This window comes from Stenotrophomonas ginsengisoli (genome assembly GCF_001431485.1).
In the GTDB taxonomy this organism is placed as follows: Bacteria; Pseudomonadota; Gammaproteobacteria; order Xanthomonadales; family Xanthomonadaceae; genus Stenotrophomonas; species Stenotrophomonas ginsengisoli.
In genome coordinates this window covers 133,422-156,784 of record NZ_LDJM01000021.1, presented here as the reverse complement: position 1 = coordinate 156,784, position 23,363 = coordinate 133,422, and the positions used below count along the sequence as shown (strand labels likewise).

Sequence of the window (23,363 nt, the reverse complement as noted above, 5' to 3'; positions counted from 1 at the left end):
GACAACCACCCCGTCTGGCAACAGGCGGGGTTTTTTTTGGCCGCGCCGGGCGCGGCGGCAAGGAGGCAGGATGCGTACAGGCAAGGTCGCCATCATCGGCTATGGCACCGCAGGGCAGGCACTGGCGGTGCTGCTGGGCCGGGCCGGGATCCAGGTGGAAGTGTTCGAGCAGGCTGCCCAGCCGGGGCCGGTCGGCGCCGGCTTCCTGCTCCAGCCCAGTGGCCTGCAGGTGCTGTGGCAGATGGGCCTGCTGGATGCCGCCTTTGCCCATGGCGCGGTGGTGCACCAGCTGTTCGGGCAGTCGGCAAGCGAACGCACGGTGATGGACATCCGTTATGCGCGTCTGGATGCACGCCTGTTCGGCCTGGGCATGCAGCGCGGCGCGTTGTTCGAACTGCTGGATGCGGCCTGGCAGCCACGCGGACAACTGCACGCCGGTACCCGGATCAGTGCGCTGGACCCGACCCTGCGTTACCTGCACGACCAACACGGTGTCCGCCACGGTCCGTTTGATCTGATCATCGCGGCAGACGGGGCCAATTCGGGCCTGCGCGGCCAAGTGGGGCCTGCGCAACGCGACCAGCCCTATCCCTGGGGCGCACGCTGGTGCCTGCTCGATGCCAGCGGCTGGGAACACGCCACGCAGTTGCGCCAGCGCTATGCCGGTACGCACAAGATGGCCGGACTGTTGCCGGTCGGCACCCGTCCGGGGGATCCGGTGCCGCGGTTGAGCTTTTTCTGGTCCCTGCGCAGTGACAGCCAGCAGGCCTGGGAGGAGCAGCCGCTGACCGCGTGGAAGCAGGAGTTGGCCGGGCTGTGGCCCCAATGTGCGCAGCGCCTGGAGGAGGTCAAGACCCATGGCCAGCTGTTGCGTGCCGGCTACCGCGATGCGGTGGTCAGTGCATGGTCGCGTGGCCGCTTGGTGCTGGCTGGTGACAGTGCCCATGCCATGAGCCCGCAGCTGGGGCAGGGGGTGAACATGGCCCTGCTCGATGCCTGGACCCTGGCCACCCAGTTGCAACAGAGCACTGACCTTGATCAGGCACTGGCCAATTACCAGCGCCTGCGCCAGGCCCATGTCTGGATCTACCAGTTCTGGAGCCGCTGGCTCACCCCGTTGTTCCAGTCTGACCACAACCGTCTGGCTGCAGCGCGTGACCTGCTGCTGGGCCCGCTGGGCAGCATGCCGTTGGGCCGCCAGCACCTGCTGCGGGTACTGACCGGGACCCAGCAGGGCGTGCTCGGCAAGTTGTCACTGGGCGAGGATTTCATCGCCGCCATGGATGCCCACCTGCAGCAACGACAGGCATGAAAAAACCGCCGTCAGCGAGCTGACGGCGGTTTTCGGTTGCAGCGCCTGACAACGATCAATGATCGTGGGCAGCATCCTTGGCCTTGTCAGCGGTCTGCTGGGCCTTGTCGGCGACGTTCTGGGCGGCGTTGGCCGTGCTCTGGGCGGCACGGGCAGCAGCATCACGTACGGCATCGCCGGTGTTCTGCGCCGCTTCGCGGGTGTGGGCCGCGGCGTTGTCCAGTGCCTGCTCGGTGTTGGCAGCCGCGTTGTCCAGCGCCTGCTCGGTATTGGCGGCAGCCTCACGGGTGGCCTGGGCAGCGTTGTCGGCGGCATCGCGGGTGGCGGCAGCGGCATTCTCGCCGGCCGCTTCGATGTTGTCGGCAGCCTTCTCGGCCTGCGGCTGGTTGCAGGCGGTCAGGCCCAAGGCAAAGGTGGCAGCGAACAGCAGGGCGGTGGTGTGCTTCATGGCAATGCCTCGATCAAGGGGTATGGGATGGAGAGGAATACAAAAGCGGCCGCCGGGAGGTCCCGGCGGCCGTGATTGCAGCGTGGGACGTTACGGCTTGGCTTCTTCGGCAGCGCTCTTGGCTTCCTTGGCCACATCCTCGGCAGCCTGGGCGGCGTCCTTGGCGGCGTCGGCAGCGTCGGCGGTGGTGGCATTGGCGGCCTGGTGGGCCTGGTCCAGTGCCTGGTCGGCCGCATTGTGGGCGGTGTCGGCAGCGTTCTGGGCGATTTCGGCAGTGGCAGCGCCTTCGGCCTTCAGCTCGTTGGCGGTCTGCTGTGCTTCGTTGGCAACTTCACGTGCGTCAGCCGCAGCTTCGGCAGCGCGGTCCTGCTTGGAGCAGGCAGCCAGGCCCAGGGCGATAAAACCAATCAGTGCGATGTTCAGGGTCTTCATTGCGACTCCAAGTGGGTTGGGGGACGGGTCGCATCCTAGGCAGGTGCACATTCAGAAGATGTCAAGAAGATGACTGGGGCAAAAAAAAAACCGCCGACCATTGGTCGACGGTTCATGCTTGCCTTTGTCGCCAGCCGCAAGGCTGGCCAACAAATTAGGCAGCCGGGGCTTCTTCAGCGGCCGGAGCAGCAGCTTCTTCACCTTCAGCGGCCGGAGCAGCAGCTTCTTCGCCTTCAGCAGCCGGAGCAGCGGTGGCGTCAGCAGCGGTGGTTTCTTCAGCAACCGGAGCTTCCGGAGCGGCGACTTCAGCAGCGACTTCAGCAGCCGGGGCTTCGACAGCGGCGGTTTCGGTAGCTTCCTGCTTGGCGCAGGCGGTCAGAGCCAGGCCCAGGGCCAGGGCGATCAGCAGCTTGTTGATGCTCATGAGAGTAATCCTTAAGTGGTTTGGTGGGGCTGCGCTCTTCGCGCGGCGTAGACAATGATGACGAGGCAAAATCGGGTGTCAAGCGTGCCCCTATTCATATTTCTGGGTTGGTGCTAATTCCCAATCAAATCAATTCGATGGCAATGGCCGTAGCCTCGCCGCCGCCGATACACAGCGAGGCGACGCCACGCTTGAGGCCACGGTTGCGCAAAGCATTGACCAAGGTCACAACCACGCGGGCACCGGAAGCACCGATCGGATGGCCCAGTGCGCAGGCGCCGCCGTTGACATTGACCTTGGCCGGATCCAGGCCCAGTTCCTTGACCGGCGCCATGGCCACCACGGCGAAGGCTTCATTGATCTCGAACAGGTCAACCTCGGCAACATTCCAGCCGGCCTTGGCCAAAACCTTTTCGATCGCACCGATCGGAGCGGTGGTGAACCACTCCGGCTCCTGCGAATGGGTGGCCTGGGCGACCAGACGGGCCAGCGGGGCAATGCCCTGTGCGGCCGCGGTATCGGCGGCCATCAGCACCAGCGCGGCGGCGCCATCGGAAATGGAGGAGGAGCTGGCCGCAGTGATGGTGCCGTCCTTCTTGAAGGCCGCACGCAGGCCGGGGATCTTGCTGGTGTCACTCTTGCCCGGCTGTTCGTCGCTGGCCAGCTGGACCTCGCCCTTGCGGCTGGCCACGGTGACCGGGGTGATTTCGTCATTGAACGCACCGTTGGCGGCGGCGGCCTGGGCGCGGTTGACCGACTGGATGGCCCAGGCGTCCTGGTCTTCGCGGCTGAAACCGTACTTGGCCACACAGGCCTCGCCGAACACGCCCATCGGCTGGCCGTCATAGGCATTGGTCAGGCCGTCATGGGCCATGTGGTCGATGGCCTGGAAGTTGCCGTAACGGTTGCCGGTGCGCGAGTTGGGGATCAGGTGCGGGGCGTTGGACATGGACTCCATGCCGCCGGCGACCACGACCTTGGCCGAGCCGGCGGTGATCAGGTCGCTGGCCATCATGATGGCCTTCATGCCCGAGCCACAGACCTTGTTGATGGTGGTGGCACCGGTGGCCAGCGGCAGGCCGGCGGCGATGGCCGCCTGGCGGGCCGGGGCCTGGCCCAGGTTGGCCGGCAACACGCAGCCCATGATCACCTCATCGACCTGTGCGGCCGGCAGCTGGCTTTGCTCCACGGCAGCGGCAATGGCCGCCGCGCCAAGGGTGGTGGCAGGGACGCCGTTGAACTGGCCAAGGAAGGAGCCGATGGCAGTGCGCTTGGCGGCGGTGATGACGATCTGGGTCATTGCGAAGTTTCCGTTCAGAGCAAGCAAAAGATAGTGATCCCTGCACCGGTGCAGGGCCATTGGACTTACGGCACAGTCCTGCCAAAGTCGGCAAAGATCGCGCAGTATAGGCAGGTCGCGACGGCAACATCCTAGCTTGCGCTGGCGTAGCGCGAAGGCCGCTGTCCATACCTGGGGAAGGAGCAATGAACGAGCAGCGCAATACTTCACTGGCTGTGCTGGCGGGCAGCCTGGGCCTGTTGTTGTCCGCCTGTGGCGGCGGGGGCGGCAACACCCGCGCCGATCCACCGCCGGCGTCGATTCCGCCGGCGCCAGCCCCGGCTCCGGCTCCCGCACCGGCCCCCAGTTATCCGCAGCCGGCCTTCGATGCGCATCTGGCCATTACCGGTGCCGATGCGGCGCATGCGGCCGGCTTGAGCGGCAAGGGGATACGCATCGGCATTGTCGATTCCGGGGTCAACCGCAACCATCCCGCATTGGCCGGGCGGGTGCTGACCAACTATGCCTACATCAACAGCAGCACCAACAACCTGAAGGTGGACGATGTGGTCGGCCACGGCACGGTGGTGGCCCAGCTGGCGGCCGGCGCGGCGGTCGGCAGCTTTCCGGGGGGCATTGCCCCGGGCGCCGGGGTGCTGTCGGCGCGCATCATCGCCGACAAGGCACCGTCCGATGATGGTTCGGGCAAGGGCAACGAGGTGGACGGTGCGCTGGGCTTTTTGCCCATCCACAACGACCTGATCGCCGCCGGCATGCGCATCATGAACAACTCCTGGGGCGGGTTGTACTGGACCAACCGCAATGCCACCGCGCCGATCGCCAGTGAGTACCGGCCCTTCATTTTCAACAACGATGGCCTGGTGGTGTTTGCTGCCGGCAATGACGGCCGTGCCAACCCCTCGGACATGGCCGCACTGCCCAGCCAGACCGGTCCCAACGGCAGCCTGCCGGCCGCCGATCTGGAACGTGGCTGGCTGACCGTGGCCGCCCTGGATACGGCCAACCCGGACCAGTTGGCCAGTTACTCCAATGCCTGTGGCGTGGCGGCGCGCTATTGCCTGGCCGCACCAGGCACGGCGGCCTACATCGATCCGGCGGCCAGCAGCGGCACCGGCATGGCTTATTACTATGGACGTGGCACCTCGTATGCCGCACCGCTGGTTTCAGGAGCGGCGGCGCTGGTCTGGGAGGCCTTCCCCTATTTCAGCAACGATGCGGTGCGCCAGACCCTGCTGGGCACGGCCACCGACCTGGGCAGCCCCGGCATCGATGCGGTATTCGGCAATGGCCTGCTCAACATCGCTGCGGCCATCAAGGGTCCGCAGCGGCTGGATTTCGGCGAGCTGGCGGTGAACCTGGGCTCGTCCACCTCGACCTGGGGCAATGCACTGAGTGGCGCCGGTGGCCTGCGCGTGTCCGGTGATGGTTATCTGGACCTGGGCACGGCCAGCCACAGCTACACCGGTGCCACCACCTTGCTGGGCGGCACCGTGGCGGCCAGCCGTCTGGGCAACACCACGGTGGACATCAACGCGCCGGCGCGGCTGCTGCTGGGCACGGCGGCGGGTGGCAGCATCCACAACCGCGGCAGCCTGCATCTGAATCCGGGCACCGGCCTGAGCGTGGCGGTCGGCGGTGACTACACCCATGGCAGTGGCGCCACCCTGATCCTCAAGGCCGGTGAACACCTGGCGGTGGCCGGCAAGGCCAGTCTGGAAGGCGGTACGGTGAGCATCACCGGCAAGCGTGATTACGTCAGCATGGGCACGTACTACGACATCCTGCGTGCTGGCGGTGGCGTGACCGGGCAGTTCAGCACGCTCAGCGCGCCGGCTTCCACGGTATTTCTGGATGGCCGGCTGGATTACCGCGCCGATGGGGTCAGCCTGTGGTTGAACCGGCTGGATGTGGTGGCTGCAGCCTCGGCGCTGGGCACCATCACCCCGGCCAGCCTGGGGTCGGCCCAGCGGCTGGAGGCGGCCTTCCAGCGCATTGATGCTGGCGCAAGTGACGTACAGGTGCCTGACGGACTGGTACGGGCGGCCGGGGACATCCAGGCCATCGGTTCACAGGCCGCCGCCGCGCAGACCCTGGACAGCCTGTCCGGGCAGCTGCACGGGCAGGCCCTGGCGGCCAGCTTCGATGCATTGGCGCTGGAGCGCCGGGCCCTGGCCGGCCAGGTGGGCGCAGGACGGGCCGATGGCAGCTGGCGGCTGGCAACGGCACAAGCGCTCAACGGCAGCCAGGTCGGTGTGGGTTGGCAGGCCGATGGCTGGATGCAGGGCCAGGGCGTGGCCCTGGGCAACGGGCTGCAGGTGGGCCTGGCCGTGGCACAGAGCCAGTTGACCACGGCACAGGCACGCGACCGCAGCCTGGACCGGCAGCAGCAGGGGCACCTGTGGCTGGCCGGGCAGCAGGGCCGCAGCCATTGGCTGGCCAGCCTCAGCAGTGGCCGGATCGACCGCCGCATGGACCGCCAGCTGCAGCTGGGCAGCCAGATCCTCGATGCCCACTCGCGCTACCAGGCCAGCCTGCACAGCCTGTCAGTGGAGGCCGGGCAGCGCTGGCAGCATGGCCGCTGGCAGTGGCAGCCGTGGCTGGGCCTGGCCTGGGAGCAGCTGCGCAGCGATGGCTTCAGCGAGGCCGATGCGGTCGGCCTGGGCCTGCAGGGCAATGCCCTGGATGTGCAGCGCGTCAGTGCCAATGCTGGCCTGGGCGCCTCCACCGAGCTGGCCGGCTGGCAGTTGCAGACACAGCTGCAGTGGCAGCAGGTGCTGTCGCGCCAGGGCGGACCGTGGTTGGCGCGCTATACCGGTGTGGATGCGTGGTCGGCGCTGGATACCTCGGCACTGGGGCAATCGCATGGGGTGATCGGGGTGCAGCTGGCCCGGCCATTGGGGCCGCAGGCCGGCTGGCTCAGCCTGGGCTGGCATCAGCGTCTGGGGGCACTGGCCGCCGGGCACGGGGCCAGCGTGCAGTGGCAGGGGCGCTTCTGAGTATTGGTGGTGGCCAGCAAACAAAAAGCCCGCGACAGCGGGCTTTTTGTTGATGTGGCTCACTCGCCGCGCAGGCGGCTCATGCGTGGCGTGGCGCGGCCCAGCGGCAACTTGAGCTTGCCGATCGCGGCCAGGCGCTGTTCGGCGATACGGTCGGCTGCCTGCTGCGGGGTGCAGCCCTGGTTTTCGGACAGGTCAAAGACCTTGCCCAGGTTGGCATGGATGGAGCGGATCAGGCGCATCGCCCGCTCGCGGTTGTAGCCGTCCAGTTCCAGCGAGACGTTCATCACGCCACCGGCATTGACCACATAGTCCGGTGCGTAGAGGATGCCGCGCTCGGCCAGCAGGGCGCCGGCCTGGTCATCGCCGAGCTGGTTGTTGGCGGTGCCGCAGACCATCTGCACCTGCAGCCGGGCCACGTTGTCGGCGGTCAGGGCGCCTTCCTTGCCGCAGGGGGCAAACAGGTCGGCCGGCGTGTCGAGCAGCTGCTCCGGGGCGATGGCGGTGGCGCCGTACTCATTGACCGCACGCTGCACCCGGGCCGGGTCCAGGTCGCTGACCAGCAGGGTGGCGCCATGGTCGCGCAGCAGCTTGACCAGCTCCATGCCGATATGACCCAGGCCCTGCACGGCGATCCGCAGGCGTGACAGGTCCTCATGGCCGAGGCGGCGTGCGCTGGTGGCACGCATGCCCTGCAGCGCCCCGTAGGCGGTGAACGGGGCCGGATCACCGGAGCCGCCGTGGGCCTGGTGGACGCCGGTGACAAAGGCGCTCTCCAGATAGATGTGCTCCATGTCGGTGACATCGGTGCCCACGTCCTCGGCGGTGATGTAGCGCCCGCCCAGTGCATCGACATAGCGGCCGAAGGCACGGAACAGCACCTCGGTCTTGTCGGCCTTCGGGTCGCCAATGATCACCGCCTTGCCACCGCCCACATTCAACCCGGCCATGGCGTTCTTGTAGGTCATGGTCCGGCTCAGGTTGAGCACGTCGGCCAGCGCATCGGCCTCGCTGGCATACGGCCGCATGCGCACACCGCCCAGGGCCGGGCCCAGGGTGGTGTTGTGCAGGGCGATGATGGCGCGCAGGCCGGCATCGGGGTTGTGGCAGAAGACGACCTGTTCGTGGCCGGCAGTGCTCAGGATGTCGAAGATCATCGTGGATACGGCTCCGGAGGCGAATCGGCGTGCGGGGCTGGCGGGAAGAAAAAAAGCGACCACCTGCCGCAGGGGCGGTGTCGCTGACGGCGGCATTGTAGGCGCACTCGGGCCAGGCATGCATGTGCATGCGGGCAGTCGCCGGCAACGGCAAGGACCGCGGCCGGGCCGTGCGCCGCGGATACTGGCCGCAGGCAGGGTGCGATGGCCGCCGTGGCGCTGACGGGACGATCTGCGGGCAGGGCGCTGGCCGGGCAATCCATGCACCCATGCTGCCGGCCCCGGCGTTACCGTGCCGTTACCGATGCCCGGGCGCTGCAGGCCGGTGCTGGCGCAGGGGGCGGCGATCAGGCATGTCCGCCCTGTGCACGCAAGCCAGGAACGGGGTGCTCGTTGTACCCTGTGCACCGTTTTTCAGTCTCGGATCTACGGTGCCCCATGGTGTGGCTGCGTGTTGTCGTCATTGTTTCGTTGATTGCCCTCAACACCCTGGTGCATGTGCCGCCGTTGGTACTGCTGGCCCTGATCAAGGCGATTGCGCCCTCTGACCGCCTGCGCCGGGCCTTCAACCCGGTGCTGACCGGCTTGGCCGAGAGCTGGATTGCGGTCAACACGGCGATGATCGATGCCTTCACCCGTACCCGTTTCCAGATCGAGCTGCCGGCCGGCCTGCGCCGCGATGGTCACTACCTGGTCATGGCCAACCACCAGAGCTGGGTGGACATCGTGGTCCTGCAGAAGGCCTTCAACCGCAAGATCCCGCTGCTGCGCTTCTTCCTCAAGCGCTCCCTGTTCTGGGTGCCGGTGCTGGGCCTGGCCTGGTGGGCGCTGGATTTCCCGTTCATGGGCCGCTACAGCCGCCAGCAGATCGCGCGCAACCCGGAGCTGGGGCGCAAGGACATGGAAACCACGCGCAAGGCCTGTGCCAAGTTCGCCGACATCCCGGTGGCGGTGATGAACTTTGTCGAAGGCACGCGCATGACCGCAGCCAAGCATGCCAGCCAGCAATCGCCCTACCAGCACCTGCTCAAGCCCAAGAGCGGCGGTGTGGCCTTCGTCTTTGATGCCATGGGCACGGGCCTGGAATCCATCGTCGATGTGACCGTGGTCTATCCGGGCGGGCGGCCGTCGATGATCGATCTGATCGGCAACCGCGTGCCGGAGGTGAAGGTGGTGGTGCGGCAGCGTCCGATTCCGGCCGAGTTCGTCGGCGGCGACTACCAGGGCGATCGTGAATTCCGGGTCCGCTTCCAGCGCTGGATGAACATGGTCTGGGAAGAAAAGGACCGCCAGATCAGCCAGTTGCTGGACTGACTGGAGCCAGGAAAGGGAGCCGCGCAGGCTCCCTTTTTTGTTGCCTGCGGGTCGCGTTTCCATGCGCTGGCGTACTGGAATGAATATTGCATAAATGCCGTGATTGTGGTCACACTGCTGCGGCACGACGGGTCGCCGGACGTGGTGTGGCAGGTGCAGTTGGCAGGTGTGGTTTCCGGCTTGATAGCTGTGGAGCATTCCCGATGAAACGCCCCGTGTTGTTGTTCGCAGTCAGTGCAGTGTTGTGCAGTGCCGGTGCCATGGCCGCCGAGCCGGCCCCGGAGCCCGCAGCCGATCAGGCAATGGTGGCGGGTATCGATGCCCGCACCGGCAAATTGCGCCAGCTCAGCGATGCCGAAGTTGCCGAACTTTCCAGCAAGGCCCAGCAGCAGTCCAGCGTGCAGGCACGCAGCACCACCAATGCGGCCTGGGCGGCGATGCCGCAGACCGCAGCCGAGGCTGAAAAGACCTTGAGGGTCCTGCCCAACGGGCTGAGCGTGGCCACCTTGCCGCTGTCGGCCATGCATTCGATGACCGCGCAGATCGGCGCGGATGGCAAGGTGGTGATCAGTGAGTCCTCTGACGACGGCCATGCCCACGCAACCCAGGAGGTCAGTGAATGAACCAGCGTGCGCTCGCTTGTGCACTCGGCCTGCTGCTGGCTTCTGCCGGCGCCCAGGCTGCGGTGACCATCCAGGTGGTCAACCAGGATCCGGCCGGGCAGGGGCTCAATGACCCGACCGCGGCCAACCCGGTGGGGGGCAACCCCGGCACCACCGTTGGCCAGCAACGCCAGATCGTCTACCGCTTTGCCGCCGACCTGCTGGGCACCTCGCTGACCAGCACGGTGCCGGTCAAGGTCGGTGCCAGCTTCCAGTCCCTGGCCTGTACCGCCACCGGTGGCACCCTGGGCTCGGCTGGTGCCTCTTGGGTGGCTGCCGCCCCGCCGGCCGGCACCGCGCCGGGCATGATCTTCCACGGCGCGCTGGGCAATGCGGTCAGTGGCAGCAACATCAACCCGACGGCGGCCACCGATATCACCAGCCGTTTCAATGCCAACCTCGGCGGGCAGAACCCGGACGGCACCCCGTGCATGACCGGTTCGGGCTGGTACTACGGCCTGGACGGCAACACCCCGGACGGCAAGATCAACTTCCTGGACGTGGTGATCCATGAAATCGCCCACGGCATGGGTTTTTCCGGCTTCGTCGGCTACACCACCGGCGTGCTGGGCGAGCGCACCGGCATCACGGCCTACCGCGGCTACAGCGACGTCTACACCAACAATGCGATCGACAACCTGACCGGGCGTGTTTTCGATGACCCGGCCACCACCCCGGCCCAGCGTGCGCTGTCCATCCGCACCCGCGGCGCACCGGCCTGGCGTGGCGCAGCCACCACCGCCCAGGTGCCGCTGTGGCTGGATCCGGCCCTGGTGCTGGAGGTCAGCGGTGGCGCATCGCCGCTGGTGACCCAGTTCTTCGGCGCAGCCTCGTTCGGGCCGGCGGCCACCGCGGCCAACTTCAACGCGCCGCTGGTGGTGGTCAATGACGGGGTCGGCGATACCGCCGATGCCTGCGAGCCGTTGGCACCGGGCAGCCTGACCGGCAAGATCGCCTACATCAACCGTGGCACCTGTTCGTTCGAGCCGAAGACGGTCAATGCGCAGAATGCCGGCGCGATCGGCGTGATCATCGGCAACGTGGCCAGTTCCAGTGATCCGGGCACCGCACCGGGCATGGCCGAGGACCCGAGCGTGACGGCGACCATCCCGGCCATCAGTGTCAACCTGGCCGGGGCGACCCAGATCCTGGCGGGCGGCAACCTGCAGGCGCGCCTGGGTACGGTGGCCGGGCAATATGCCGGTGCCGATACGCAAGGGCGTGCGCTGCTGTACGCACCGGCTACGGTGGCCAGCGGCTCCTCGTTCTCGCACTTTGAAACCGTGCTCAAGCCCGACGCCCTGATGGAGCCGGCCAATACGCCGTCCACCAACGGCGCCTATATCGTTGACCTGACCCTGGGGGTGTTCAAGGACATCGGCTGGCAGCTGGATACCAGCAGCACCAAGATCAATGGCTGCGATACAGGGATTGCCCGCTTCACCAACCCGGGCCTGTTCATTGGTGCCAACCTGGTGGCCAACGAGAACATCTGCCGGGTCTCGGCCAATGGCAACCGCGTGCGTTACCTGTCGTGCATGAACGGCCTGGCCGATGAGCTGCGTGACCTGGGGCTGATCAGCTCGGCTGACCGGCTCAAGGTACGTACCTGCGCGACCAAGGCGGGCACGCTCTGACGCCGTAGCGTGGTGGCAGTACAACCACAACGGGCGCCGCAAGGCGCCCGTTTCCATTGCGGCACATCCGGCCTGTCGCGGCCGGGGCGGCTCAAGGTACGGCGCGGTACTTTTCGGCGGCGGCGATCACTGCCTGCAGACGATCGATTTCCGGCTGCGGATCGTGCAGCGCATACGGGCGCTCGCCCAGGTCGGTGGTGCCGGGCTGGACCGGCACGATCTGGATCCGGCGCTGGCGGGCGTTGCGCACCTCCAGGGTCATCCAGTCGGCATCGCCGGTGACAAACCCCAGGTGGATGTCATGGTTTTCATCTTCGCCGGGCAGCAGGCCGCCGCGGTTGCGGTGGTTCAAGGTGAACTCATAGCTGGCCACCGGGGTGTCCGCGCCATCCAGGTACAGCTGCGCGACCCAGCCGGTGGTGCTGAACGACAGTGTCGAGCCGTTGTGGAAGTCCGCCTTCAGGTAGGGCTGCGAGCCATGGAAATCCTGTTCGATGCGGAACTGGATGTTGTCACTGCGCAACTGCGCCAGCTGCGCCCGGGCCTGCTGGAACTGCTGCAGCGAGGGCTGCAGGGCGGCGATCCGCTCCGGGTAGGTCTGCAGGATCAGGGCGGTCTCGCCGGCGATCACCTCGCGCGCGCTGGCGCCGGGGTAGCGCTGGTGGATGGTACCGATGGTCAGATCCGATACCGACCAGTTGAAGGCCTCCTGCTGCTCGGGGGTCATCTGGGCAAACAGCGGGTTCAGACGCTGGAAATAGGCCGCATCGCCCTGGTCGGTGACCAGCGCGCGGTCCATCGGGCCGGCGCAGGCGCTCAAGGTCAGGCTCAGGACGGCTGCAGCAAGCAGGGGGCGGAAATTCATTGCGGTGTTCGTGGTGTGGATCGGTCATTAACGGCCGCATCGGCAGCGGCTTGAGCCGCTGCAATGCCGGTGCGGCCCGGTGCTACCCTGTTTTTTTGTTTTCCAGGATGCAGCAATGACCTCCATCGAACAGATCAACGCCATCGGTACCGCCGGGCAGCCGTGGGGCGATGCACAAAAGGCGCAGTGGCGCGCGCTGCAGCGTGTCCAGCGCAGCCATGCCAAGGAAGTGGTGAGCCGCATCCAGGCACTGGCCTCGCGTTTTGAGGTGGTCAACTACGGCGAGCTGGACTGCGGCGAAGATGGCCGTTACCCGCTGCTGGCCCTGCGCAGCCAGGACTGGGACAGCGCGTTGCCGGTGGCCGTGGTCACCGGCGGTGTGCACGGGTATGAAACCAGCGGTGTGCATGGCGCCCTGCAGTTTGCCGAGCAGCACGGCGCCGATTACAGCGGTCGCCTGAACCTGCTGCTGATTCCCTGCGTCAGCCCGTGGGGCTATGAGCGCATCCAGCGCTGGAATGCCTGGACGGTGGACCCGAACCGTTCGTTCACCGCCAACAGCCCGGCCCCGGAAGCGGCCGCCGTGCTGGCCTTGTTGCAGACCCTGGCCGAGCCGGTGCTGGTGCACATCGACCTGCATGAAACCACCGATACCGATGAAAGCGAGTTCCGTCCGGCCCTGGCCGCACGCGATGGCAAGCCGTACGAGCCGGGCACCATTCCCGATGGTTTCTACCTGGTGGGCGAGAGCGACCGTCCGGCGCCGGGCTTCCAGCAGGCCATCATCACCGCGGTGGAGGCCATCACCCATATCGCCCCGGCCGACGAGAAGGGCGAGATCATTGGTGACAAGGTAGTGGCGCACGGGGTGATCAATTACCCGGGCCGTTCCATCGGCCTGTGCGGTGGCATGACCGATGCCCCGTTCGTGACCACCACCGAGGTCTACCCGGACAGCCCCAAGGCCACGCCGCAGCAGTGCAACGATGCCCAGGTGGCAGCGGTGCGTGCCGCGCTGGATTACGCCCTGGCCAACGGCTGAGGCTCGTCCACCGTACCGTCCGCTGGCCGGTGCGGTGACTGACGGCAGGTGCGCTGGCACGCGTTGCAGGCACAATGGGGTGTTACCACTGCCCGAGTTGCCAACGATGTCCAGCGCGTCACAAGCGTTCCGTCCCGGCTTGATTGCCCAGATCATCATCGGCCTGCTGGCCGGTGTCGTGCTCGCCCTGGTCTGGCCGCAGGCGGGGCAGGCGGTGGGCCTGCTCGGCACGGTGTTCATTTCCGCCTTGAAGGCGGTGGCACCGGTGCTGGTGCTGGTTCTGGTGGCCGCGTCCATTGCCAACCAGCGCGCCGCCGGCGGCAGCCATATCAAGCCCATCCTCGGGCTTTATCTGATCGGCACCGTGGCCGCCGCCCTGGTCGCGGTGCTGGCCAGCTTCCTGTTTCCGACCCGTCTGGCCCTGCTGGTGGCCGAACAGGAGGCCAGCGCGCCCACCGGCATCGGTCAGGTGCTGCAGGCCCTGCTGATGCAGGTGTTCTCCAACCCGGTCGATGCCCTGGTCAATGCCAACTACATCGGCCTGCTGGCCTGGGGTGTGGCCCTGGGTGTGGCCCTGCGCCATGCCGGCGATACCACCCGTGCCGTGGTCAGTGACCTGTCGCGGGCGATCACCACGGTGGTGCGCTGGGTCATCGTACTGGCCCCGCTGGGCGTGTTCGGCATCGTTGCCTCGACCCTGGCTTCCACCGGTGTGGGGGCGCTGGCCGGTTATGCCCACCTGCTGGCGGTGCTGGTCGGGGCGATGCTGTTCGTGGCCCTGGTGGTCAACCCGCTGATCGTGCTGCTGGTGACCCGGCGCAACCCGTATCCGCTGGTCCTGACCTGCCTGCGCGAGAGCGGCATCACCGCCTTCTTCACCCGTTCCTCGGCGGCCAACATCCCGGTCAACATGCGCCTGTGCGAAAAGCTCGGCCTGCACGAGCCGACCTATTCGGTGGCCATTCCGCTCGGCGCAACGATCAACATGGCCGGCGCGGCGGTCACCATCTCGGTGCTGACCCTGGCCGCAGTGCACACCCTGGGGATTGCCGTGGACCTGCCGACGGCCCTGTTGCTCAGCGTGCTGGCCGCCATCGGTGCCTGCGGGGCCTCGGGCGTGCCGGGCGGCTCGCTGCTGCTGATCCCGCTGGCCTGTGGCCTGTTCAACATCGACAACGACACGGCCATGCAGGTGGTGGCGGTGGGTTTCGTGGTCGGGGTGGTACAGGACTCGGCCGAAACCGCGCTCAATTCCTCCACCGATGTGGTGTTCACCGCGGCGGTATGCCAGCGCGAGCAGCAGCGCGCCGGCTGAGAAGACAACGCTGGATGTGCACAACGGCCCGCTTGCGGGCCGTTGTCGTTTGCCGGTTCAGCGCCGCTTGCGCACCAGCGCACGGGAGGCCTGCAATACGGCCCGGGTCAGGTTGGCCATGCCCTGCACATCGCCCTTCCAGTGCTGCCAGTACAGCGGGATGTCTTCGTACACGCGCTGGCGCAGGTAGACCAGGCGGCCGGCTTCCAGATGCCGGCGCACCAGCGGCAGCGGGTTCATGGTCCAGCCCAGTCCGGCCAGATTGGCGTGGACGAAGGCGCGGGTGGAGGGAATCCACCACACCGGTGGCTGCAGCGGCGCATCGGTGCCGGCCAGGCGGCGGGCATGGCGGGCCTGCAGGTCATCCTTGCGGTTGAACACCAGCACCGGGGCCTGGGCCAGTGCGGCGGCCGTGACCCCCTTGGCAAAGTAGCGGGCGTGGAACTGCGGGGTGCAGGTGGCCGCATAACGGATGCTGCCCAGCGGATGGATCTGGCAACCCTGCACGGCCTCGGCCAGGGTAGTCACCGCGCCGAGCACCTCGCCCCGGCGCAGCAGGTCGGCGGTGTGGTCCTGGTCTTCCACATGCAGGTCCAGGGTGGCACTGCTGTCGGCGGCGAACAGGGCCGCAGCCTCGGGAAACCAGGTTTCCATGCTGTCGTGGTTGACCGCCACGGCAATGGAGGAGCGCGGCAGCTGATCGTCATCGATGCCGATGCGGGCCAGTGCCTCGTGTTCGAGCAGGGCGGTCTGTTCGGCCAGGCGGACCAGGATCTGGCCTTCGGCAGTGGCGCTGGCCGGGGTGGTGCGCTGGACCAGCAGGCGGCCGACGCGGTCCTCCAGCGCCTTGATCCGCTGGCTGATTGCCGACGGGGTGACATGCAGGGCCAGGGCAGCGCGTTCAAAACTGCCCTCGCGTACTACAGCAGCCAGGGCCCGAAGCTGAGCGTGATCGAAACGCATACATTAGCTCTGCTTAATTTGGTTAAAGAAGTTTAGCTTAACTTCCCTGTGCTGCACTGCAAGAATGGCTCCAGTCCAGCGGCTGGGTACACGCCGCACCCCCGCAATCTGCAGGTCTTCCCATGTTCAATGAAACCTTCGCTACCCCCGGCCTGGCGGCCTGGGTCAGTGGTGCGGCCACCGGTATCGGCCTGTTTGCCGTGGTCGGCGCACAAAGCGCCTTCATCCTGCGCCAGGGCATCGCCCGCAACCACATCCTGGCCATCATCGCCACCTGTGCGGTGATCGATGCGGCCTTCATCTTCGCCAGTGTCGCCGGCCTGCGCCGGCTCACCGATGCCCTGCCGTGGCTGACCGGTGTGCTGCTGTGGGGCGGTGTGGCCTTCCTGCTGTGGTATGCGCTGCAGTCGGCGCGGCGTGCCATTGCCGGCAGCAGCGGCCTGCAGGCCGATGACACCGAGGGCAACTCACGCAAGGCGATGGTGCTGGCCGCGGCCGGGTTCTCGGTGATCAACCCTCACTTCTGGCTGGACATGGTGGTGATCGGCTCGATTGCCGACAATTTCGGTGCCGCGCGGATGAGCTTTGCTGCCGGCGTGGCCACTGCCAGCCTGATCTGGCTGACTGCCCAGGGCCTGGGCGCGCGCGCGCTGGCGCCGCTGTTCACCAAGCCGCGTACCTGGCGGGTGCTGGATGGCTCGATTGCGGTGATCCTGTGCGTGCTGGCCCTGGGCCTGGCCATCGGCGGCCTGCCCGAGGCGGCGCCGGTGGCCACGGTTTGACCCGGACAGGCCGATTGCCCCGGATTGCTTGACCATCCCTGCCGGCGCTGTCAGCGTGTGAACGGTTCTGGTTGCGTTGGTGGCTCGTGAAAGCTTCTTCTGTCCTGTTGCGTGTGCCGGCGCTGCTGGCACTGGTGTTGCTGGCGGCCTGTGCGACCACGCCGCCGCCGGCCAGCCGCTCGCAGACCGACCTGCTGCGCGAGCGCATTGCCGCCCGCCTGCCGGACAAGCTGGATGAGCGTGCCGGCTGGGCCGCCGACATCCAGACCGCCTTCCACGCCCAGGGCATCGCCGGCAATGATGAAAACATCTGCGCCACCCTGGCGGTGATCGAGCAGGAATCCGGTTTCAACGTTGATCCGCCGGTGGCCGATCTGGGCCGGGTTGCGCGTGGCGAGCTCGAACGCCGGGCCCGGGCCAAGCGCATTCCCAAGCTGGCCCTGAGTGCGGCCTTGAATGTGGCCTCGCTGGACGGGCGGACCTATGGCCAGCGTCTGGATGCGGTACGCAGCGAAGGCCTGCTCAGCGAGCTGTACCAGGAAATCATCGGCCGGGTGCCGCTGGGCGCGCGCCTGCTGGGTGATCACAACCCGGTGCAGACCGGCGGTTCGATGCAGGTCTCCATCGCCTTTGCCCAGGCCCGCATGGACGGCTATCCGTATCCCGGCCGCGATGCCCGCCAGGAAGTGTTCACCCGTCGTGGCGGGGTCTATTTCGGCATCGCCCACCTGCTCGGCTATGCCACGCCCTATACCCGCAAGATCCACCGTTTCGCCGATTACAACGCCGGCTGGTATGCCAGCCGCAATGCGGCCTTCCAGCACGCGGTGGCAGTGGCCAGCGGCCGTACCCTGGCCCTGGACGGGGACCTGCTGGTGCCCGGCGCGCCGTTGGACAAGCCCGGCCAGACCGAGGTCGCCGTACGCAGCCTGGCTGCCCAGCTGGGCATGGATGCGGCGCAGATCCGGCGCGAGCTGGAGCGCGGCAACAGCCTGCACTTCAATGACAGCCCGCTGTTCACCGCGGTGTTCAACCTGGCCGAACGCCGCCAGGGCAGTGCGCTGCCACGCGAAAGCCTGCCCGGCATCACCCTGGAAAGCCCGAAGATCACCCGCCAGCTGACCACGGCCTGGTTTGCCACGCGTGTCTACGAGCGCTACCAGCGCTGCATGGCGCTGGCCACCCCGGCCGGCTGAGCCGGCTCAGCCCGTGCGCTGGGCGTGGCGCAGCTGCTTGCGCTGGTACATCGCCGCATCGGCCAGGGTCAGCACCTCGGTGGCATTGCTGCTGCCGCCCACCCGGATCAGGCCGATGCTGGGGCCCTGGTAGTCCAGGCTGATGTCCGCGCCGAGCTGGAAGTGGCCGCAGGTCATCGCCTCCAGGCGTTGCTCGATCTGATCGATGACCGTGTCGTGCTGCTCATCGGCGAAGGTATGGCCCAGGCTGACCAGGATCACGAACTCATCGCCGCCCAAGCGGGCGCAGTAGTCCTCCGGACGCTGGGCCTGACGCAGGCGCTGGGCAATCTGGCTCAGGAAGCGGTCGCCGGCGGCATGGCCCCAGCGGTCGTTGATCTGCTTGAAATCATCCAGGTCGATGAAGCCGACCAGCAGCTGGGTATCGGCCTGGGCATGCTGCAGCAGGCGGCGGTCCAGCTCCTGCATCAGCGCGCGGCGGTTGGGCAGGCCGGTCAGGGCATCGGTGTCGGCGGTGAGCTGCAGGGCCTGGTGGGCGATGCGCAGCTGCTCGATCAGGCGCTCGCGTTCGATGTGCTGGCCGATCAGGGCGGCAAACATGCGCAGCAGGCGCTCGGCACCTTCGGCAATGTCGGCCCGGCCGGCACTGGCCGCGCACAGGGTGCCGATCAGCTGGCCATCGGCGGTGTGCACGGGGGTGGAGGCATAGGTGCCGATGCCCAGTTCGCTGGCCGCCGCGCTGTCACCCCAGTGGGTGGCCACCTCGTTGGTGCAGGGCAGCTGTTCGAGCAGGGCACGCCGGCACAGGGTGTCGGCCCACGGCACGATCAGCTGTTCGGGCATGTGCAGGGCCGCGCTGGTGTTGTAAGCGTGGGTGATCTGCTGCACGCCGGCGGTTTCATCGACCCGGGTCAGGTAGGTCGAATCCAGCCCGGTCACCGCCTGCAGCAGCTCCAGCAGCGGGCGCACCAGTTCTTCCAGCGAGCGGGCATGGCGCAGGGAATCGGCCAGCGGGCCAACGAAGGCCGGTGAAGGCAGGGGAATGGCGGGGTTCACGACAGGCGATCTCCGGGCCGGAACGGGTAATACCCGCATGATCGGCCTGTCGTGGTCAAAATTCAGCGTACGGCGGCCGGCCCGTTCATCGGGCTGTAAGTGGCGGCGCAATCGCTGCTGCAGGTGGTATCGAGCATGCGCACCTGGATTGCCCCGGTATTGGCCAGTGAGCGGAAATGACCGACTCCGTTGTAATCGCCGCCGGCCAGGTTGAGAGGGCTGCCATCGGCCCAGTCCCAGTCGTACAGGTAGGCGGTGCTGCCCACGCCCACGTCCAGCTGGGCAATCACATTGCTGGCCGGGGCATACAGGGCGCCGGCATCGCAGGTCGCTGCCCAGCTGGTGGTGAAGCAGTGCACCTGGTCACGCAGGCCCGCAGTGAGGGTGTAGAAGCGGATCCCCGACCAGCTGGCCGGCAGGCTGCGCAGGCTGGAGCTGCCGGTGCCGGTCCAGCGGTTGTAGCCATAAAAACCCACCCCGGTGCTGGGATACAGGCCGAAGGTGTAGTGGTCATACGGGTACACATATGCCTCGGCATTGCAGGTCTGGGCCAGGGCGGACTGATAGCCGGTCAAGCGGCAGGTCTGCAGGCCGCGGATGCCGCCGGCGATATTGATGAAGCGGCGCACGCTGGCTTGATAGGCGTGCTTGTGGATCATCGCCATGGCCATCGAGCTGCCCAGCGAGTGGGCCACGATGTCCACCTGCGCCTTGCCGGTGTAGGCACGGACCTTGTCGATGAAGGTCTTCAGCGTCTGGTAGGTGGCTGGCTTGTGGTAGTTGCCCTGCGGGCTGGCCCGTTCGCTGGCGCTGAGCCAGGTGATGCCGAACAGCTCGCAGTCGTTGTAGCCGGCAGCCTTGAACGCGGCATACGGCGATTGTGCCGGCGTGGTGTATCCGCTCACCGCACCCGGTGGCATGTCAAAGCTGATCGCGCTGTCGCCATTGCCGTGGATGAACACCACCGGGGTGCGGCTGGCGCTGCAGCTGCCGCCGCCGAAACCGCCATGGCCGACGCCGGGGGCAAAGCCGCCGGCGTACTGGTCACTGCTGCCGGTGCAGGTATAGCCGTTGTTGCTGCCGCAGCTCAGGGCCTGGGCCGGTGCGGCCGGCAGGCTGGACAGGGCCAGGGCGGCGCAGATCAGCCCGGTGCAACGCAGGGCGGGGCGGCGCAGCAGGGCGCGGACACGGTGGAATGGAGATGGGCGCATGGTGGTTGTTTCCTCGGCGGGATGGTGGGCAGGGCCGACGGTTTCCAACCGCATGGGGGCGGCAACAGGCAGGGTGCGCCGGTATGGCAGTGGCTGCCATTGGCCGAAAGGGAAGGCTTGCCGGGGCAGGTAGGGTTTGTCCTGATTTCCAAATCCCTGAACAGGGGCATAATGTGACGTACGTCTGCACTGAGGCAGGCGCTTGGTCACTCAAAGGAATTTCTCATGATGTTGCGTCGCACTGGTCTGGTGGTTGCGGTCTGTTCGATGGCGTTGCTGGCGGCTTGTTCCTCGGGCCCGGAAGCCACGGTCAAGGGGTTCTACAAGGCACTGGATGCCGGCAAGACCGATACCGCCAAGGGCTACCTGTCGGCCCAGATCACCGAGATGCTGGGCAACGGCAAGCTGGACATGGCCCTGGCCGAAGGCGCCAAGAACATGGCCGACTGCGGTGGCCTGGACAAGGTGGAAGTCACCCTCAGCGGCGAAGGCGAAGTGCGCCGTGGCAGCGCGGCGATCAGTTTCAAGGGCGATTGCCCGGCCAAGAACGATGACGTGATGCTGGTGCAGGAAAACGATGCCTGGAAGATCGGCATCGGCAAGTAAGGTGCGACGGACCTGCCTGCCTTTGATGCTGTTGGCGGCGCTGCTGTGCAGTTGCCGCCCGGCTCCCGGGCCGGCCGGTCTGCCCACCAGCAGCGAGCAGCAGGCGGTACTGGCCCAGGCCGGGCAGTTGCGCGATGGCGACCTGGTGTTCCGCCGCGGGCGTGACCTGATGAGTTCGCTGGTGCTGCGCCAGGGCCGGGCCAGCCGCTTTTCGCATGTGGGCATGGTCCTGCGCGAGGGCGGGCAGGTCACAATCGTGCATGCCATGCCCGACGAGCCGGGCAGCCCCGGCGGGGTACGCCAGGAGCTGCTGGCCGATTTTCTTGCCCCGGCCCTGGCCAGTGATGCGGCCAGTTACCGCCTGCCCGGACTGGATGCGGCGGCGCTGCGCGCCTGGCTGCAGGAACAGCACGGCAAGCCGTTCGACATGCGCTTTGTGCTTTCCGATGCCGGCGCGCTGTACTGCAGCGAGCTGGTCCTGCGTGCGTTGGCCGCTGGCGGCCAGCCACAGCGTCTGGCCACGGTCAGCGCGCCGCTGCTGGACGAGCCGGTGGTCACGCCGGATGCCTTGCGTGCCATCTCCGGCCTGCAACCGCTGGCCGGGGCATCTGCGCCCACGGCGGTGCCGGTGCGGGCGGTGGCTGCCCCCTGACGCTACGCAGCACCTGCACATCCTTGGCACGCCCGGGCCGCGTTGCGGCCAGGACGTGCCGCCGGGCTCAGGCCCGGGTCTGCGCAATCCAGGCGTCGATGCGCTGTTCCAGCAGGGGCAACGGCACCACCCCGGTGGTCAGCACCACGTTGTGGAACTGGCGCAGGTCGAACGTGTCCCCCAGTGCGGCCTTGGCCTTGTCACGCAGGCGGATGATCTCCAGCTTGCCGATCATGTAGGCGGTGGCCTGGCCGGGGTTGACCACATAGCGCTCCACTTCCGAGGGCGGAATGCCGTAGTCGATGGCCTGCTGGCGGGTCCAGCCCTTGGCATGCAGGCCGGTGTCCACCACCAGGCGGCGGGCACGGAACAGGGCGGCATCGAGCTGGCCGAGCAGGCCTTCCACATCACCTTCGTACCAGCCGTCATCGGCGGCCAGCTGTTCGGCATACAGCGCCCAGCCCTCGCTGAAGGCGGCGGTGCCACCGAAGGCGCGGACCTGGCGGAAGCGCGGCACGCCGGTGTTTTCCACCGCCAGCGCCAGCTGGTAGTGATGCCCCGGCACGGCCTCGTGGTAGGTCAGGGTGCGCAGGCCGAAGTTGGTCAGCCGGTCCGGGCGCAGCGGCATCTGGAACACGCCCGGGCGTGAGCCGTCCAGCGGCGGTGCGGTGTAGCTGGCTGCCGCCGCGGCCCAGCGGTAGCGCGGGTAGGGCTGGGCAATCACGGCCGTCTTGGGCAGCAGGTCGAAGAACTTGGCCGCACGCACATCGGCATCGGCCATGTAGCGGTTGATGTCGGCCATCAAGGCCGCATGGCCGGCGTCGCTGTCCGGGTAGGCAAGGTCTTTTTGCAGCTGGGCGATACGGACCTTGACCGAGCCTTCGCTGCGGCCGATCTGGCGCAGCAGGCCATCCATCTGCGCTTCTATGGCGGCCACCTCGCGCAGGCCGATGGCATGGATGTCCTCGGCCGACAGCGCGGTGGAAGTGAAGTTCTTCAGCTGTGCGGCGTAGTAGGCCGCCCCGTCGGGCAGGCGCCAGACCCCGGCATCGCTGCTGGCCAAGGGACGCTGGCGCTGCAGTTCGTCGATCGCGCGCTGCCAGGCCGGGTAGACCGCATCGCGCACCAGGGCGGTGGCCTTGTCCACCGCAGCGGCATGCTGGCCCTGGGCCAGGCCGTCGATGCGCGCGCCGCGTTCGGCCAGGGTGGTGACCAGCGGATTGGCCGCCGGCTGGGCGGCGATGAAGCTGCGCATCTGCGCCAGGGTGGCGTCGATGATGAAGTCCGGCGGCAATACCCCGGCATCGGCCATGGCCCGCGCCTGCTCGCTGGCCTGGTCCATGTGCGCGGGGAGCAGGGCCAGACGGGCCAGGTAGCTGTCCAGGTTGTCGGCCGTGGCCAGCGGGTGGATCACGGTGAGCAGGTTGGGCAGGGAGACATTGGCCCCGCTCATCTGCTGCAGCGGAAAGCGCAGGTGCTCGAAACGCTCGCCATCGATCACCTGCTGCAGCTGCTGGGCCATCAGCTCGGCCGAGAGCCGGCGTTCGGCATCCAGGCCGTCCAGGTCGATGGCCTGCAGCGCGGCGATGCCCTCGGCGGCCAGAGCACGGCTGGCGGCGCGGGTGGCAGCATCACGGCCGGTGATCTGGCGGTCCAGACGCGCCTGCAGCGCCCCGTCAAAGTACTTGCTGGAACTGGCGGCGGTCGGGTTGGCGGCCATCCAGCGGTCGGTGAAGCCGGCAAACAGGGCGTCCAGCGCCTGTGCCGGGTTGGCGGCCACGGCTGGCGCGGGCGTCATGGCGACGGCGCTGACGGGCAGGCCACAGGCCAGCAGCAGGCTGCCGAGCAGCAAGGTGGTGCGTGGGGTCATGGAAACGGCTCCGGTGAAGGGCAGGGCTTGCCGATCGTGGCCGTTGCGCCGGCCCCGGGCATGGGCCGCAGGTCATGTGCGGGCGGGTTTGCGGTAAAAAGACAGGCTGTGTGGCCGCCCGTG

Annotated in this window: 21 protein-coding genes; 11 read left to right on the top strand and 10 right to left on the bottom strand. The window is 67.4% G+C overall.

The genetic code is table 11. From position 1 onward, the window contains the following. Positions 1 to 70: 70 nt before the first annotated feature. Positions 71 to 1,312: an FAD-dependent oxidoreductase gene (locus ABB30_RS09205; protein WP_057637999.1), complete on the top strand. Its 1,242-nt coding sequence runs from the start codon at positions 71 to 73 to the stop codon at positions 1,310 to 1,312. A 55-nt stretch (positions 1,313 to 1,367) separates the two neighbouring features. Here ABB30_RS09205 and ABB30_RS09200 read toward each other — a convergent pair whose 3' ends face one another. From ABB30_RS09200 to ABB30_RS09185, 4 genes are all read right to left on the bottom strand, one after another. Beyond that, complete coding sequence (locus tag ABB30_RS09200; RefSeq protein ID WP_152980668.1) at positions 1,368 to 1,760, bottom strand: hypothetical protein; 393 nt, start codon at positions 1,758 to 1,760, stop codon at positions 1,368 to 1,370. Positions 1,761 to 1,850: 90 nt separating this feature from the next. Further along, entirely contained in the window at positions 1,851 to 2,192 is a 342-nt protein-coding gene (locus ABB30_RS09195; protein WP_057637997.1) for a hypothetical protein, read from the bottom strand. A gap of 154 nt (positions 2,193 to 2,346) precedes the next feature. Next, positions 2,347 to 2,616 carry a hypothetical protein gene (locus tag ABB30_RS09190; protein WP_083489784.1) on the bottom strand — a complete coding sequence of 90 codons (270 nt, stop codon included), beginning with the start codon at positions 2,614 to 2,616 and terminating at the stop codon, positions 2,347 to 2,349. A gap of 124 nt (positions 2,617 to 2,740) precedes the next feature. Continuing rightward, on the bottom strand, positions 2,741 to 3,916 hold the full coding sequence (locus tag ABB30_RS09185) for a thiolase family protein (RefSeq protein WP_057637996.1): 1,176 nt from the start codon (positions 3,914 to 3,916) through the stop codon (positions 2,741 to 2,743). Between the two features lie 185 nt (positions 3,917 to 4,101). Between ABB30_RS09185 and ABB30_RS16505 the strand changes: the two genes are divergently transcribed. Next, positions 4,102 to 6,912: an autotransporter serine protease gene (locus tag ABB30_RS16505; RefSeq protein ID WP_057637995.1), complete on the top strand. Its 2,811-nt coding sequence runs from the start codon at positions 4,102 to 4,104 to the stop codon at positions 6,910 to 6,912. Between the two features lie 59 nt (positions 6,913 to 6,971). On the opposite strand, the gene ABB30_RS09175 is transcribed toward ABB30_RS16505, so the two are convergent. Then, positions 6,972 to 8,069 carry a Glu/Leu/Phe/Val dehydrogenase dimerization domain-containing protein gene (locus ABB30_RS09175; RefSeq protein WP_057637994.1) on the bottom strand — a complete coding sequence of 366 codons (1,098 nt, stop codon included), beginning with the start codon at positions 8,067 to 8,069 and terminating at the stop codon, positions 6,972 to 6,974. Positions 8,070 to 8,507: 438 nt separating this feature from the next. Here ABB30_RS09175 and ABB30_RS09170 point away from each other — a divergent pair, with 438 nt between their 5' ends. From ABB30_RS09170 to ABB30_RS09160, 3 genes are all read left to right on the top strand, one after another. Continuing rightward, positions 8,508 to 9,383, top strand: a complete 876-nt coding sequence (locus ABB30_RS09170; RefSeq protein WP_057637993.1) for an acyltransferase — start codon at positions 8,508 to 8,510, stop codon at positions 9,381 to 9,383. Between the two features lie 203 nt (positions 9,384 to 9,586). Next, positions 9,587 to 10,006 carry a post-PEP-CTERM-1 domain-containing protein gene (locus ABB30_RS09165; protein ID WP_057637992.1) on the top strand — a complete coding sequence of 140 codons (420 nt, stop codon included), beginning with the start codon at positions 9,587 to 9,589 and terminating at the stop codon, positions 10,004 to 10,006. Beyond that, complete coding sequence (locus ABB30_RS09160; RefSeq protein WP_057637991.1) at positions 10,003 to 11,682, top strand: PA domain-containing protein; 1,680 nt, start codon at positions 10,003 to 10,005, stop codon at positions 11,680 to 11,682. The genes ABB30_RS09165 and ABB30_RS09160 overlap by 4 nt, the downstream gene beginning before the upstream one ends. Before the next feature lie 91 nt (positions 11,683 to 11,773). Here the strand turns inward: ABB30_RS09160 and ABB30_RS09155 are convergent, their stop codons facing one another. Continuing rightward, positions 11,774 to 12,547, bottom strand: a complete 774-nt coding sequence (locus ABB30_RS09155) for a hypothetical protein (RefSeq protein WP_057637990.1) — start codon at positions 12,545 to 12,547, stop codon at positions 11,774 to 11,776. 115 nt (positions 12,548 to 12,662) lie between these two features. On the opposite strand from ABB30_RS09155, the gene ABB30_RS09150 reads away from it, so the two are divergent. Then, positions 12,663 to 13,589: a M14 family metallopeptidase gene (locus tag ABB30_RS09150; RefSeq protein WP_057637989.1), complete on the top strand. Its 927-nt coding sequence runs from the start codon at positions 12,663 to 12,665 to the stop codon at positions 13,587 to 13,589. Positions 13,590 to 13,695: 106 nt separating this feature from the next. Next, positions 13,696 to 14,904, top strand: coding sequence for a serine/threonine transporter SstT (gene sstT / locus ABB30_RS09145; protein ID WP_057637988.1), 1,209 nt, complete (start codon positions 13,696 to 13,698; stop codon positions 14,902 to 14,904). Positions 14,905 to 14,961: 57 nt separating this feature from the next. On the opposite strand, the gene ABB30_RS09140 is transcribed toward sstT, so the two are convergent. Beyond that, positions 14,962 to 15,867, bottom strand: coding sequence for a LysR family transcriptional regulator ArgP (locus tag ABB30_RS09140; protein WP_057637987.1), 906 nt, complete (start codon positions 15,865 to 15,867; stop codon positions 14,962 to 14,964). A gap of 122 nt (positions 15,868 to 15,989) precedes the next feature. Between ABB30_RS09140 and ABB30_RS09135 the strand changes: the two genes are divergently transcribed. Then, positions 15,990 to 16,649: a LysE/ArgO family amino acid transporter gene (locus ABB30_RS09135; RefSeq protein WP_057637986.1), complete on the top strand. Its 660-nt coding sequence runs from the start codon at positions 15,990 to 15,992 to the stop codon at positions 16,647 to 16,649. Between the two features lie 86 nt (positions 16,650 to 16,735). Beyond that, positions 16,736 to 17,845 carry a DUF1615 domain-containing protein gene (locus ABB30_RS09130; RefSeq protein WP_057637985.1) on the top strand — a complete coding sequence of 370 codons (1,110 nt, stop codon included), beginning with the start codon at positions 16,736 to 16,738 and terminating at the stop codon, positions 17,843 to 17,845. Positions 17,846 to 17,851: 6 nt separating this feature from the next. Here the strand turns inward: ABB30_RS09130 and ABB30_RS09125 are convergent, their stop codons facing one another. Together ABB30_RS09125 and phaZ7 are read right to left on the bottom strand one after the other, a co-directional pair. After that, positions 17,852 to 18,901 (bottom strand): GGDEF domain-containing protein, encoded by a 1,050-nt coding sequence (locus ABB30_RS09125; protein ID WP_275452399.1) that lies wholly within the window; start codon positions 18,899 to 18,901, stop codon positions 17,852 to 17,854. 62 nt (positions 18,902 to 18,963) lie between these two features. Then, complete coding sequence (gene phaZ7, locus ABB30_RS09120; protein WP_083489790.1) at positions 18,964 to 20,112, bottom strand: extracellular native short-chain-length polyhydroxyalkanoate depolymerase PhaZ7; 1,149 nt, start codon at positions 20,110 to 20,112, stop codon at positions 18,964 to 18,966. 225 nt (positions 20,113 to 20,337) lie between these two features. On the opposite strand from phaZ7, the gene ABB30_RS09115 reads away from it, so the two are divergent. Both ABB30_RS09115 and ABB30_RS09110 read left to right on the top strand, forming a co-directional pair. Then, complete coding sequence (locus ABB30_RS09115; RefSeq protein ID WP_152980667.1) at positions 20,338 to 20,718, top strand: nuclear transport factor 2 family protein; 381 nt, start codon at positions 20,338 to 20,340, stop codon at positions 20,716 to 20,718. A gap of 25 nt (positions 20,719 to 20,743) precedes the next feature. Next, positions 20,744 to 21,370 (top strand): YiiX/YebB-like N1pC/P60 family cysteine hydrolase, encoded by a 627-nt coding sequence (locus ABB30_RS09110; RefSeq protein ID WP_057637984.1) that lies wholly within the window; start codon positions 20,744 to 20,746, stop codon positions 21,368 to 21,370. Between the two features lie 67 nt (positions 21,371 to 21,437). Here the strand turns inward: ABB30_RS09110 and ABB30_RS09105 are convergent, their stop codons facing one another. Then, a complete protein-coding gene (locus tag ABB30_RS09105) occupies positions 21,438 to 23,240 on the bottom strand; it encodes a DUF885 domain-containing protein (protein ID WP_057637983.1) in 1,803 nt (600 codons plus the stop codon). Positions 23,241 to 23,363 lie beyond the last annotated feature (123 nt).

Excerpts from the sequence above, each read along its gene's own strand:
- ABB30_RS09205 (WP_057637999.1), top strand. The coding sequence starts at position 71 with ATGCGTACAGGCAAGGTCGCCATCATCGGCTATGGCACCGCAGGGCAG.
- ABB30_RS09200 (WP_152980668.1), bottom strand. The coding sequence starts at position 1,760 with ATGAAGCACACCACCGCCCTGCTGTTCGCTGCCACCTTTGCCTTGGGC.
- ABB30_RS09195 (WP_057637997.1), bottom strand. The coding sequence starts at position 2,192 with ATGAAGACCCTGAACATCGCACTGATTGGTTTTATCGCCCTGGGCCTG.
- ABB30_RS09190 (WP_083489784.1), bottom strand. The coding sequence starts at position 2,616 with ATGAGCATCAACAAGCTGCTGATCGCCCTGGCCCTGGGCCTGGCTCTG.
- ABB30_RS09185 (WP_057637996.1), bottom strand. The coding sequence starts at position 3,916 with ATGACCCAGATCGTCATCACCGCCGCCAAGCGCACTGCCATCGGCTCC.
- ABB30_RS16505 (WP_057637995.1), top strand. The coding sequence starts at position 4,102 with ATGAACGAGCAGCGCAATACTTCACTGGCTGTGCTGGCGGGCAGCCTG.
- ABB30_RS09175 (WP_057637994.1), bottom strand. The coding sequence starts at position 8,069 with ATGATCTTCGACATCCTGAGCACTGCCGGCCACGAACAGGTCGTCTTC.
- ABB30_RS09170 (WP_057637993.1), top strand. The coding sequence starts at position 8,508 with ATGGTGTGGCTGCGTGTTGTCGTCATTGTTTCGTTGATTGCCCTCAAC.
- ABB30_RS09165 (WP_057637992.1), top strand. The coding sequence starts at position 9,587 with ATGAAACGCCCCGTGTTGTTGTTCGCAGTCAGTGCAGTGTTGTGCAGT.
- ABB30_RS09160 (WP_057637991.1), top strand. The coding sequence starts at position 10,003 with ATGAACCAGCGTGCGCTCGCTTGTGCACTCGGCCTGCTGCTGGCTTCT.
- ABB30_RS09155 (WP_057637990.1), bottom strand. The coding sequence starts at position 12,547 with ATGAATTTCCGCCCCCTGCTTGCTGCAGCCGTCCTGAGCCTGACCTTG.
- ABB30_RS09150 (WP_057637989.1), top strand. The coding sequence starts at position 12,663 with ATGACCTCCATCGAACAGATCAACGCCATCGGTACCGCCGGGCAGCCG.
- sstT (WP_057637988.1), top strand. The coding sequence starts at position 13,696 with ATGTCCAGCGCGTCACAAGCGTTCCGTCCCGGCTTGATTGCCCAGATC.
- ABB30_RS09140 (WP_057637987.1), bottom strand. The coding sequence starts at position 15,867 with ATGCGTTTCGATCACGCTCAGCTTCGGGCCCTGGCTGCTGTAGTACGC.
- ABB30_RS09135 (WP_057637986.1), top strand. The coding sequence starts at position 15,990 with ATGTTCAATGAAACCTTCGCTACCCCCGGCCTGGCGGCCTGGGTCAGT.
- phaZ7 (WP_083489790.1), bottom strand. The coding sequence starts at position 20,112 with ATGCGCCCATCTCCATTCCACCGTGTCCGCGCCCTGCTGCGCCGCCCC.
- ABB30_RS09115 (WP_152980667.1), top strand. The coding sequence starts at position 20,338 with ATGATGTTGCGTCGCACTGGTCTGGTGGTTGCGGTCTGTTCGATGGCG.
- ABB30_RS09110 (WP_057637984.1), top strand. The coding sequence starts at position 20,744 with ATGCTGTTGGCGGCGCTGCTGTGCAGTTGCCGCCCGGCTCCCGGGCCG.
- ABB30_RS09105 (WP_057637983.1), bottom strand. The coding sequence starts at position 23,240 with ATGACCCCACGCACCACCTTGCTGCTCGGCAGCCTGCTGCTGGCCTGT.